Raw genomic sequence first — 12,511 nt, forward strand, 5'->3', positions numbered from 1 at the left:
TTGCTGCTAACGTGATACCGATTTGATTAAAGATACGGCAGATTTTGGTATGGGCTTGGCAATGCCAAGCCCCTTCACAAGCCCCTTCATAATGCCAAGCTTCTCCTAAGACTTGAGGACGTTCACAGACTTCGTTTAAATTCGGTGTAACTTAGCCTGATGTAAATTGGTGGGTGGATGTAAGTCATCAATTACGGGTTGCTGTAAGTTGCAATTTAATTTGATCGCTTAATCGGGTTGTTTCAACTGAGAGAGTTTAATCGTGATTCGCGTTCGCCTTGCTCCTAGCCCAACGGGAAATCTGCACATTGGTACTGCAAGAACGGCTGTGTTTAATTGGCTGTTTGCGCGGCATCATGACGGTCAGTTTATTTTGCGAGTTGAAGACACTGACCTGGAGCGATCGCGCCCTGAATACACGCAAAATATTCTGGATGGCTTAACCTGGTTAGGCTTGACCTGGGATGAGGGACCATTCTTTCAAACTGAGCGGCTAGACCTATATCGTCAAGCGATTAAAACCTTGTTAGATAAAGGCTTAGCGTATCACTGCTACTGCAGCGAGGCAGAGCTAGAGTCTATGCGGGCAGAGCAGGAAGCCAGAAATGAAGCACCTCGATATGACAATCGCCATCGCAACCTGACTCCTGAGCAACAGGCAGCATTTCAGGCAGAGGGACGGTTGCCTGTGATCCGTTTCAAAATTGAAGACAGTCGGGAAATTAGCTGGACAGATTTGGTGCGTGGCAAAGTCACCTGGCGCGGCAACGACCTGGGTGGCGATATGGTGATTGCACGACGTGCACCTGTCGGTGAAATTGGTCAGCCGCTCTATAACTTTGTTGTCGTGGTAGACGACATCGATATGAAAATCACCCACATCATTCGGGGCGAAGATCATGTCGCAAACACCGCCAAGCAAATTTTGCTATATGAAGCACTAGATGCTGCAATGCCAGAGTTTGCCCACACGCCGCTGATTCTCAGTCCGGCGGGCAAAAAGCTGTCTAAGCGGGATGGCGTAACCTCGATTTCTGATTTCCAGAAAATGGGCTACCTGCCGGAAGCCTTGGCAAACTACATGACGCTGCTAGGCTGGTCGCCACCTGATGCTACCCAGGAGCGTTTCACCTTAACGGAAGCGGCAAAGCAGTTTGGCTTTGAGCGGGTCAACAAAGCAGGTGCAAAGTTTGATTGGGATAAGCTGAACTGGCTCAACAGTCAGTATTTGCACGAGATGCCTGCAGACAGGCTGACCGATTTGCTAATTCCTTACTGGCAAGAAGCAGGCTATAAGCTTGATGCAGAAGGCGATCGCCCCTGGCTAGAGCAGGTTTCTGCGCTGATTGGGGCAAGTCTAGCCCGATTAGATGAAGCGGTGCCCATGACCCGCTATTTGTTTGAACCAGACATGCAGTTTTCTGAGGCTGCCGTTACACAACTGCGGCAAGAGGGTACTGCAACCGCACTGCAGGCTGTTTTGACCGCTTTATCGGAGTCTATTGAGCTAGGAGAAGCCTCTGCTCAGGAGATCATCAAACAGGTGGTCAAGACAGAAAATTTGAAGAAAGGACTAGTGATGCGATCGCTCCGGGCCGCCTTGACGACCGACATGCAGGGTCCCGATCTGATTCAGTCCTGGCTACTGCTACATCAACACAATCTAGATCAGCTTCGGCTAAAGAGCGCTTTGGCTTTGACCGTCTAGAAATTTGACTGTTTAGAACTGTCTAGAAAAGTATTTGGCAGTAGCGACTGACTGCGGTAAGGGGGCAAACGTTCGTTTGCCCCCTACTTTCACTCCGTAAAAGTTCTGTGGTAAAAGTTGGCCAAGCAGTTCTATTTGGAACTTGCCTAACCTAGTTAACGTCCAGAGAGGTCTATGACAGTTCTGAGGCTCAAAGATTTGTCAAATCAGACTGATATTTGACCAATAGTGCCGTCATACAACACTTAATCCCTAACTTTTTATCATTACTAGAATGAAAATCTATGGGCTGAACCCAAGATCCAGGCTATCTACTACAGTTTTAACAACTGGCATTTTGGTCACTGGGCTATCAGTGGATGTTCCTGTTTACGCTCAGCAGATTCAGTCTCCCGTTATCTCAATTTTTGAAAACGTCACCCTAAGCCCTGACTTTTCTCCCGATCCCACTACGATTCGCGGAATTAGCGGGGGGCCGTTAACGGCCAGCAACATTGCAGGTAGAACTGAAACTGCGACTGGTCCTTGCGCTGGTTTTGTGGATGAGCAGCCCGATCACACGATTCAACTGACTGAGTTTTTCAGCTATCTCAGCATCCAGGTTGAAAGCCCTGAAGATACTACTCTAGTTGTGCGCGGACCAGGCGGAAGCTGGTGCAATGATGATTACCAGAGCAATAACCCTGGAATTGCTGGACAGTGGCTTTCAGGCGACTATGAGGTATGGGTTGGCTCCTACAATCGCGACAGCTATCACCCTTATGTCATTCGCATCAGCGACAGTCAGTAAAATCAACAGTCAACATAACTGACAGTCAGTAAAACCGACAGTCGGTAGATAAGAAGTGCGGCTGGGGACAGTCGGGGACAAAATACCCCTGTTTATCCCCCTAACGGGTGAATCAGCAGGGGGAGGTGATTGTTTTCTGTTGCCCAGTAGCATTAGATGTTGGAAGTAGCTCTTGTGTAAGCACCGACTTGGGTGCGGATCGCCTGCTTTGATTCATGTTTTCTATTCAAGTAAGCAGTTTTATGTTACGAGGAATTGCCTCCTATGGCATCCCAGTTGAGAAGTTGGGTATCGACGGGTAGAGCGGCGATCGCCTTGCTCGTTCAGGAGGGGTTGCCTCGGGTCAAGCAACCTAGACCTGCCTCTGAATTGACAGGCTACGAAGTATGGCGAAACCGCTTTATGTTGAGTCGGCTACGCCTGGGGCTATGGCTAGCAGTTCCTTGTCTGTTAACGTTCATTGCTCTAGATTTTTATAGTTTTGTAGTCAACCCAGAAGCATTTAAAGCAAGTCATCTCGTCCCTTACCGCTTGGTGCTGACGCTGGAAGGGGCAATGCTGCTGTCACTGTTGTCCTGCGTTGTCTTTTCCAACACTCAAGCAGGGCGTCGCCATCCAGGTGTTTTGTTTCTGTGCCTGTCCTGGTCGATCACACTGGTTGGACAAATTGTGGCCACGCTTAACGGCGTTGCTAACCCAGATCTGATCGCCTGGAACTTGGCATTTCTGATCCAGGCGACGTTAATTCCAGTGCGCTGGTTTTTGCATTTGGTTGCCCAGCTAGGGGTGCTGATTTATTTTTTTGGAGTCAATTCCGCACTGGGAATCACCATTGATGGCAAACCTGTTTACGCCTGCTTGGTGGTGTGGGTGTATGTGTTTTGGTTTTGCCTAATCTGCAATCTGGCAGTTTATTTATACGAGCAGCTTCAGAAAGCTGAATTCCATGCTCAACGAGAGCTACGTTTTTTCCTGCACGCGGTGTCGCATGACCTGCGAAATCCGGTAACCGGAATGTTGTTGCTGTTGCGATCGCTGCTCGATCAGTTGGGTGAGCAGGTTGCAGTCAGCCGTCAAACTTTAGAAAGAATGCTGGAGGGGAGCGATCGCCAGCTTAAGCTGATCAATTCCCTATTGGAAGCTCATACCCACCACAAACCCTGCATTTGCAAGAAAGAGCCTTTACAACTCAGTGACCTGGTAGAAGCTGTGCTAGCAGATTTTGAGCCGCTGTTAGCCCGAAGACAGGTCACTATTATGAATCGGCTGCCTCAAGATTTATCGCCTGTCAGCGCAGATGCAACTCAGCTTCGGCGAGTCTTCAACAACTTAATTGCCAATGCGATCGAACATAACCCACCTGGAGTAACCCTGACGCTCAATGCTAAACCAAAGAACAGTTTGGCGGGGTCAGACACAGTTTACTGTTGGGTTCATGATAACGGCATCGGAATGCTTCAGCGAGGCGATCGCCTGTTTGCCGACTTGCAGCTTAGAAGGCGCTCTGACTCATTGGGCTTAGGGCTACCGCTCTGCCGTCAAATTATCGAAGCACACGGCGGACACATTGGAATTCACAGTTCTCCTCAGCAAGGCACAACCGTCTGGTTCACCTTGCCTCTAGTCAAATCAGCCGCAATCGCTGACCCTGAATTGGATAATACTAGGTCAATGCGCTCGCCCTTCACCTTGGCTCAGCGAGTTAAGTCGATGGGTCAGGACGCGCAACAAAGAGTTGGGCAATCGCTAACGGCTCTATTGGGCAATATCCAGCCCTCCTCCGAGTCTGCGAATTATGAGTCCTGGCAAGAAAATTTGCTCCTTGGTCGCCTGCGACTGAGCCTTTGGCTAACGCTGACTTATATCCTGACGGTTGCTGCTGGCTATGGGCACATGGCGGTCTTCCTGCCCTCTGAATTTGCTGAGTTTCCTGCCGCCCATCGAGCGCTGATTTTTCCAGTTTTTGTGTTCATGGGGCTGAGCCTGTGTCTCTTGCTGGCACTCCACTCCACTAAGTTTGGGCAGCAATACCCCAATCTGATTTTTCTAGGATTTTCCTGGTCGGTGACGTTAGTTCCGCAAATCATTGGGACACTCTACGGCTCAGTTTACATAGACATTTTGAGCCTCTGTGTGATTTTGCTGGTGCAAGCGGCTCTAATCCCCGTGCGCTGGTGGTTGCATGTTGTTTCCCAGGTTGGAGCACTGGGATATTACATCGGCGTAAACCTGGCGCTAGGATCAACTACCGTAGGTGGGGAACCGATCTACCATGCCAGCATCTTTCTTTACCTGTTCTGGTTCTGCTTTATCTGCGATCTAGCAGTTTTTCTATACGAGCGACTGCAGCGCAACGAGTTTGAATCGCGCAGACAGCTACAGGCGTTTTTACATACCATCACCCATGACCTGCGAACTCCCGTAATGGGTGCTTCGATGCTATTGAAGAACTTACTCAACCAAGCAGGGGAAGAGATACCGGTCAACCGCTTGATTTTGGAACGAATGTGGCAGGGAAGCGATCGCCAGCTTAACTTGCTGAGTTCCCTGGTTGAAGCGCACGACACCGAAATGCGCTGCCTCGTCTTGCACTGTCGGCCGCTTCACCTAGAACCCTTCGTGCAGTCCGTCCTGGTGAATTTAGAGCCACTGCTCAACAAAAATCAGGTGACCCTCAAAAACTTAATTTCGCCTGATTTACCGCCCGTCAGCGCTGACTCCGACCAGCTTTGGCGCTTATTCACCAATCTGATTACCAACGCGGTTAAACACAATCCTCCTGGGATTGAGCTAGTTCTTAAGGCTGACGTAGAAGCCGGAATGCTGCGCTGCACGATTCAAGATAGTGGGCTAGGAATTCAATCTGAGCAGTGTCCCTTTGTGTTTGAACTGTATGCCCGGAGAGGGCGATCGCGTTATGTCCCCGGTCTAGGGTTAGGACTGTACGTTTGTCGGCAAATCATCACCGCTCACGGGGGCAAAATTGGGGTCAACAGCAGTCTTGGACAGGGCAGCGCCTTTTGGTTTACTCTACCAATCTCCAAACGGGCGAATCCCATTGGTTGCTCTAATTCCTCTAATTAGGTTAAATTTAGTTAAGATTCGCTCTCAGAAATATTCGATATGTTTAACTGCTGGCTTTCAAAGCTGCATTCCATCGCAAGCTGAGTTAGCGATTAGACTGAGGTTAGCGATATCGTATTTGTTCAAAAACTCTATCCAGGCAGCAATCCTCTGTCTGCAACGGATTTGACTACTTTATTTGTATATAGAGGCTAATCAAGTTATGAAACTTTCCTGGAGAGTCATTCTTCTCTGGACGCTACCAGCCCTCGTCATTGGATTTTTCTTTTGGCAAGGTGCTTTCTCCCCTGTTGCAGCGGATATGAGTCGAAACACCGCCAGCACCCGCATGACCTATGGTCGTTTCCTGGAGTATTTGGCAGCCGATCGCGTCACCAGTGTTGACCTGTATGAAGGCGGCCGGACAGCGATTGTGGAAGCAGTCGACCCCGAACTTGACAACCGAGTACAGCGGCTACGCGTTGATCTTCCTGGAAATGCGCCTGACCTCGTAGCTCGTTTGAGAAGTGAAGGCATCAGCTTTGACTCTCATCCACCCCGCAACGACGGTGCAATTTGGGGCTTGCTAGGCAATCTGATCTTCCCAGTATTGCTGATCGGTGGTCTATTTTTCTTATTCCGTCGTTCTAGCAACGTTCCGGGAGGCCCGGGTCAGGCAATGAACTTTGGTAAGTCCAAAGCTCGCTTCCAAATGGAAGCCAAAACCGGCGTGATGTTCGACGACGTGGCAGGCATCGAAGAAGCCAAAGAAGAACTTCAGGAAGTCGTCACGTTCTTGAAAAAGCCAGAACGCTTTACCGCTGTCGGCGCAAAAATTCCTAAAGGTGTGCTGCTGATTGGTCCTCCCGGAACTGGTAAAACTCTCCTAGCAAAGGCGATCGCTGGGGAAGCAGGAGTACCCTTCTTCAGCATCTCAGGTTCAGAATTCGTCGAGATGTTTGTTGGGGTTGGTGCTTCACGAGTGCGTGACCTGTTCAAGAAAGCAAAGGAAAACGCCCCTTGCATCATCTTCATTGATGAGATTGACGCAGTTGGACGACAACGGGGTGCTGGAATCGGGGGTGGTAATGATGAGCGGGAGCAGACCCTCAACCAGTTGCTCACCGAGATGGACGGGTTTGAAGGAAACACCGGCATCATCATCATTGCCGCAACCAACCGTCCTGATGTCCTTGACTCTGCTTTGCTGCGTCCCGGTCGCTTTGACCGTCAGGTTTCCGTCGATCCGCCGGACATCAAGGGTCGTCTGGAAGTGCTGGAAGTCCACGCACGCAACAAGAAGATTGCTCAGGAAGTTTCTCTGGAGGCGATCGCCCGTCGCACCCCCGGATTCACCGGAGCCGACCTTGCTAACTTGTTGAACGAGGCAGCAATCTTAACTGCCCGTCGCCGCAAAGAAGCAATCACCATGCTGGAAATCGACGATGCAGTAGACCGCGTTGTCGCAGGCATGGAAGGTACGCCGTTGGTAGACAGTAAGAGCAAGCGACTGATTGCTTATCACGAGTTAGGACATGCGATCGTTGGCACCTTGCTGAAAGCACACGATCCGGTGCAGAAAGTAACGCTGATTCCTCGCGGTCAAGCTCAGGGTTTGACCTGGTTCACACCTAATGAAGAGCAGGGCTTGATTTCTCGCTCTCAGCTGATGGCTCGAATCACTGGAGCACTGGGTGGAAGAGCCGCCGAGCATGTAATCTTTGGCGATGCTGAAGTTACCACAGGTGCAGGCAACGACTTGCAGCAGGTGACCAATATGGCGCGACAAATGGTGACTCGCTTCGGTATGTCTGACCTTGGCCCGCTTTCCTTGGAAAGCCAGCAGGGAGAAGTCTTCCTCGGACGTGACTGGATGTCTCGCTCAGAATATTCTGATGAGATCGCCGCCCGGATTGACGCTCAAGTTCGCACCATCGTCGAGCATTGCTATGACGATTCCCGCCGGATCATCCGCGACAACCGCGCCGTAATCGATCGCCTGGTAGACCTGCTGATCGAAAAGGAAACCATTGACGGTGAAGAATTCCGCCAAATCGTCGCGGAATACGCTGAGGTTCCTGAGAAAGAGCAATACGTGCCACAGCTCTAATTTTCACCTCGAAAAGTCCGCTTTAAAGCAAAGAGGGGGGCACCGTTGGTGCCCCCCTCTTTGCTTTGTGGGGATTAGAAACTCATTCGCTCCCAGACTAATTCTTCGGGTTGCTTCAGGTGCCAGCGCAGCAGATCAGCGGACTGACCTGCGATTAATGGTGGTAATGTTGGCAGACCGATCGCCCGTCGAGGGGCTGTCGTTGCCAGGGCGATCGCCTCTCCCACTTCACAAACGCCCCACTTCACCAAATTCTGCACTCCTACCAGCAAGGGCAGCGTTGTACCTGCTAATGTGCCGTTTTTTAACCGTGCTGTGCCGTCTTGCACCTCAATTTCGCGGTTGTCCCAGGGATAAGTGCCGTCAGGCAAACCCAGCGGTGCAAGCGCATCGCTAACCAGAAAGATGCCCAAATCGTGGGGAATGGGCGATCGCGTCCCTCGTCCAACCCGCAGCAGCAAATCGACCATGAGTGGAGAAACGTGCTGGCTGTCTGCAATCAAGCCGCAGTAGACGGTCGGATGCAGCAATGCTGCCCCCAACAGTCCTGGTTCACGGTGATGTAATCCAGGCATGGCGTTAAAGGCATGAGTCACCATAGAGGCTCCCTGGTCAAACGCAGCCTGAGCCTGAACCGCGGTTGCCTGAGAATGCCCCAAGCTAACCGTCATTCCCAAAGATTTGAGGAAAGGAATCACCGTCTCAGTAGGGTCAAGTTCTGGAGCCAGCGTGATCACTTTCACAAGGGATGCATAATCACCCAACACTCGCTTGACCTGATCTAGCTGCAACGGCAGCAAATATTCCTTGGGATGGGCACCCCGCTTCTCTAGATTAAGAAACGGGCCCTCTAAGTGAACCCCTAAAATTCGGGCAGATTGTGGATCGGGCTGGGACTGTTCTAGAAAAGTAGCGATAGTGTGGAGCGATCGCCCAATATTCTCAATCGAGGTCGTCACCAGGGTTGGCAGGAACCCATCCACGCCTTGTGTCCAGAGGAAACGGCAGATTTCTGCAAGCTGGTCGAGATGATTCAAATTTAGGTCAGGGAATGCCAACCCCAACGCGCCATTAATTTGTAAATCAATGCCACCTTGCGAAATCCAGTCTCCTTTTACATCTAGCACCCGCAGATCAGACGGCGGGAACTGCTTAACACCCGTAGCCATCGGTGCAGCAGTGCTAATCTTGCTCTGACGAATGCAAATTCGGTAAAGCTCTTGGTAGCCAACCAATCGAGCATTGATAATATCCAGAGAATAGTCAGGCATGGGAGATTAGCTGTAGGGACTAGTTCTTGAAACCTCTTTCAGATCCTCGCACACCCCCTGTCTTATTCCCATCCCCCACCCCCTCATCCTATGACCCCATCCCCTATTGGTATCATCATGGGCAGCGACTCCGACCTGCCAACCATGCAAGCAGCGATCGCCATCTGCGAAGAATTTGAGATTCCTTGTGAAGTGGCGATCGTTTCTGCCCATCGCACCCCAGAACGCATGGTGGACTACGCAAAACAGGCACATCTGCGTGGACTCAAAGTGATCATCGCTGGAGCAGGTGGTGCCGCCCACTTACCAGGAATGGTTGCCGCTCTAACTCCATTACCCGTGATTGGCGTACCCGTTGCCAGTCGCCATCTTCAGGGCGTAGATTCGCTCTACTCGATTGTGCAAATGCCTGCCGGAATTCCCGTGGCAACCGTGGCGATCGGCAATGCCAAAAACGCCGGACTGCTAGCCGTGCAAATCCTCGCTAGCCACCAACCCGAACTGCTAGAAAAAGTGCAGCGCTATCGCCAGGATTTGAACAACCTGGTTCTGGACAAACAAGCTAGGTTAGATGAGATAGGCTATCGACAATATCTTGCAGAATCCTGAAGACGCGACATGACAGAAGCTACTCAAATCCGCCCTGCTGCCAAGCCCGCCGCTGACCTGACAATTCACTATCAGGTAGCGATGCCGCAGCCTGAAACTCACCTGTTTCAAATCACGCTCCAGATCAAAGGCTGGCAGACAGACGTGCTGGATTTGAAGATGCCCGTCTGGACACCGGGATCATATCTGGTGCGAGAATATGCCAGACACCTTCAGGATTTCACTGCTGAGACAACCGACTCAGCTAAACCGTTAGCTTGGCAAAAGCAGAGCAAAAACCACTGGCAGGTCGAAACGGCAGGCACATCAGAAATTATCGTGCGCTATCGAATCTTTGCGAATGAGCTATCCGTGCGGACGAACCACTTGGACGCAACGCACGGTTACTTTAATCCAGCGGCGACCTGCTTTTATTTGCCAGGATTTGAGCATAAACCGATTCAAGTCACGATCATTTCACCCAACCCAGACTGGCAGGTTTCCACACCCCTACCGGCAGCGTCAGGAACAAACACCTTTGTCGCGGCTGACTTTGACACCCTGGTAGACAGCCCGTTTGAAGTCGGCAAACAGCAGGTGTGTGAGTTTGAGGCGTTGGGAAAACCCCACGCGCTAGCCATTTGGGGACAAGGAAACGCAAAGCCAGAGCAAATCATCGAAGACACCCGCAAGATCATTCAGGTTGAGGCAGATCTGTTTGAAGGATTACCTTACGATCGCTACCTCTTCCTGCTGCACCTTTCCGCTCAAGGCTTTGGCGGATTGGAACACAAAGACTCCTGCTCACTCAACTATCCACGTTTGGGCTTCCGATCGCCAGAACGGTATAACCGCTTTATGCAGCTTGTCGCCCACGAATTCTTTCACCTGTGGAACGTCAAGCGAATTCGCCCGAAAGCGCTAGAAGTCTTTGACTACGAAGCAGAAAACTACACACCTTCCCTCTGGTTTAGCGAAGGCACCACCAGCTACTACGATCGCCTCATACCGCTGCGAGCTGGCATTTACGATATCTCCTTCTTCATCAAAGAACTGAGCAAAGGCATTACCCGCTTCTTGCAAACTCCGGGTCGCCAAGTGCAACCCCTGGGTGAATCGAGCTTTGATGCCTGGATTAAGCTCTACCGCCGCGATGCCAATAGCGATAACGTGCAAATTTCCTATTACCTCAAAGGTGAGATGGTGTCGCTGCTGCTAGATTTGCTGATTCGAGCCAAGCATGGGAATGGGCGATCGCTCGACCAAGTGATGCGCCAAATGTGGAATCAGTTCGGCAAATCCGAGACCGGCTTCACTCCCGAACAGCTTCAATCTGTGATCGAATCAGTCGCCGAAACCGATCTGTCAGACTTCTTCCATCGCTTCCTCAACACCACCGAAGAGCTACCGTTCAACCAATATCTAGAACCCTTTGGACTCCAGCTTCAAGCCGAAGGCGAAGACGAACAGCCCTCCTTCCTGGGAATCACCGTAAAGACAGAAGCCGGACGGGAACTGATCAAATTCGTCGAAGCTGGCTCCCCAGCCCATCAGGTAGGTATTGACCCCGGTGACGAACTGTTAGCGATCGATGGACTGCGGGTCACAGCAGAGCAACTGAGCGATCGCCTCAAAGACTATCAGCCCAACCAGGTAATTCACCTCACCTTCTTCCACCAGGACGAACTGCTCACACACCCCATTCAGCTTGCAGCCCCTCGCCCCTCGCGCTATCAAATTAAGGCGATCGAAAATCCCTCAAAAACACAGCAGAACAACTTCTCCGGCTGGCTCGGCGCATCCCTCAAAGAAATTTGAGCCACGATTTGCACTGCCCAGCACTTAAAAAAACCCTGCCCCCCACCAATGCGAAGCGCGCCACGCCACCCATCCACCACCCCTTGCGGAGGGGGTCTGGGGGACGCGCTTCGTCCCTCAGCGGGGGTTTGGGGGCTAGCCCCCAAAAGGGATTTGGATTGAGAAATATTTCCCAAAAAAACTAAAAGATAAAAACAGTCACAGACTACACAATTCCTCCCCCACCGTACTTGTTATAACGAGTTGAGACGTTCCTCATTCTCATAACATGTTGGTCATTGCGAGGCGGGCATTCAAGTAATTAGGTTCATTTAAACATGTGCCCTTTGCTGAAGCTTGTCTGCCTCGTTTTTCCATAGTTGTCCAGTGAAGATAAATTGCAGCGAAAACCAATCAGGAGGCAGCTTTGTGCGGCATTGCAGGCATCATCTACCATAATCCAGCTTCTTACCAAAATCTTGGGCGGGATTTGCTGTCCCTGATTCAACCCTTAGAGAGCCGAGGCCCAGATTCCTGTGGGGTTGCCCTATACAGTGACACGGACCCTCAGGAACCAGGAATTTACAAGGAAGTAGGTCCGGTTAATAATCTAGCGAAAAAGTATGGACTTTACAGTGTCAGGGGCAGTCATGGCATCGGACATACGCGCATGGCAACGGAATCTGTCGTAGATACCAATCATTGCCACCCCTTTACCCCTGGCTCTGGACTATCGATAGTCCATAACGGTCAGATCTCTAACTACTACAAGCTGCGGTTTAAGTTAGAGCAGGCAGGCGTAGTATTTGAAACTCACAATGACTCAGAAGCGATCGCCCACTACATTCACCACCAGCTTTCCCTGGGCGAACCGTTAGAAACAGCTTTAGAAAAGCTCCTGTGTGACATTGATGGAACCTACACTTTTTTAGTTGCAACACCCAACAAAGTTGCACTAGTGCGCGATAAGTACGCTGCCAAACCTGCCGTGGTTTACGAAACGGCTGAGATGGTGGCGATCGCCTCCGAATATCGCGCCCTGCTCACATTGCCCCACTTTGACCCAACCGTGCCCCTCCGTGAACCAGATGCAGGTGAAATTAACATCTGGTCAACTGTTGCAGTGACTCGTGAGCTTTTAGAGGCTAGGAGCTAGGAAGGGCTGGGGGATTAGGGATTAGGTT

8 protein-coding genes are annotated in these 12,511 nt (G+C 51.0%); 7 read left to right on the top strand and 1 reads right to left on the bottom strand.

What is annotated here, in order from left to right:
• Nucleotides 1–259: 259 nt before the first annotated feature.
• From gltX to ftsH2, 4 genes are all read left to right on the top strand, one after another.
• A complete protein-coding gene (gltX, locus tag H6F88_RS16905; protein ID WP_190644118.1) occupies nucleotides 260–1,708 on the top strand; it encodes a glutamate--tRNA ligase in 1,449 nt (482 codons plus the stop codon).
• A 355-nt stretch (nucleotides 1,709–2,063) separates the two neighbouring features.
• Nucleotides 2,064–2,498 carry a hypothetical protein gene (locus tag H6F88_RS16910; RefSeq protein WP_199333653.1) on the top strand — a complete coding sequence of 145 codons (435 nt, stop codon included), beginning with the start codon at nucleotides 2,064–2,066 and terminating at the stop codon, nucleotides 2,496–2,498.
• A gap of 264 nt (nucleotides 2,499–2,762) precedes the next feature.
• Nucleotides 2,763–5,582 carry a HAMP domain-containing sensor histidine kinase gene (locus tag H6F88_RS32685; RefSeq protein ID WP_199333654.1) on the top strand — a complete coding sequence of 940 codons (2,820 nt, stop codon included), beginning with the start codon at nucleotides 2,763–2,765 and terminating at the stop codon, nucleotides 5,580–5,582.
• Between the two features lie 202 nt (nucleotides 5,583–5,784).
• On the top strand, nucleotides 5,785–7,671 hold the full coding sequence (ftsH2, locus tag H6F88_RS16925; RefSeq protein ID WP_190643919.1) for an ATP-dependent zinc metalloprotease FtsH2: 1,887 nt from the start codon (nucleotides 5,785–5,787) through the stop codon (nucleotides 7,669–7,671).
• 74 nt (nucleotides 7,672–7,745) lie between these two features.
• Here the strand turns inward: ftsH2 and nagA are convergent, their stop codons facing one another.
• Nucleotides 7,746–8,942 (bottom strand): N-acetylglucosamine-6-phosphate deacetylase, encoded by a 1,197-nt coding sequence (nagA, locus tag H6F88_RS16930; RefSeq protein WP_190643920.1) that lies wholly within the window; start codon nucleotides 8,940–8,942, stop codon nucleotides 7,746–7,748.
• A gap of 90 nt (nucleotides 8,943–9,032) precedes the next feature.
• Here nagA and purE point away from each other — a divergent pair, with 90 nt between their 5' ends.
• The 3 genes from purE (at nucleotide 9,033) to H6F88_RS16945 (ending at nucleotide 12,483) form a co-directional block, all read left to right on the top strand.
• The gene (purE, locus tag H6F88_RS16935) at nucleotides 9,033–9,551 is read left to right on the top strand and encodes a 5-(carboxyamino)imidazole ribonucleotide mutase (RefSeq protein ID WP_190643921.1); all 519 of its coding nucleotides are present in this window, start codon (nucleotides 9,033–9,035) and stop codon (nucleotides 9,549–9,551) included.
• 9 nt (nucleotides 9,552–9,560) lie between these two features.
• Nucleotides 9,561–11,348, top strand: a complete 1,788-nt coding sequence (locus tag H6F88_RS16940) for a M61 family metallopeptidase (RefSeq protein WP_190643922.1) — start codon at nucleotides 9,561–9,563, stop codon at nucleotides 11,346–11,348.
• Nucleotides 11,349–11,754: 406 nt separating this feature from the next.
• Complete coding sequence (locus tag H6F88_RS16945; RefSeq protein WP_190643923.1) at nucleotides 11,755–12,483, top strand: glutamine amidotransferase; 729 nt, start codon at nucleotides 11,755–11,757, stop codon at nucleotides 12,481–12,483.
• The last annotated feature ends 28 nt before the right edge of the window (nucleotides 12,484–12,511 follow it).

Origin of the sequence: Oculatella sp. FACHB-28, assembly GCF_014696015.1 — a bacterium.
Lineage (GTDB): Bacteria > Cyanobacteriota > Cyanobacteriia > Elainellales > Elainellaceae > JAAUTN01.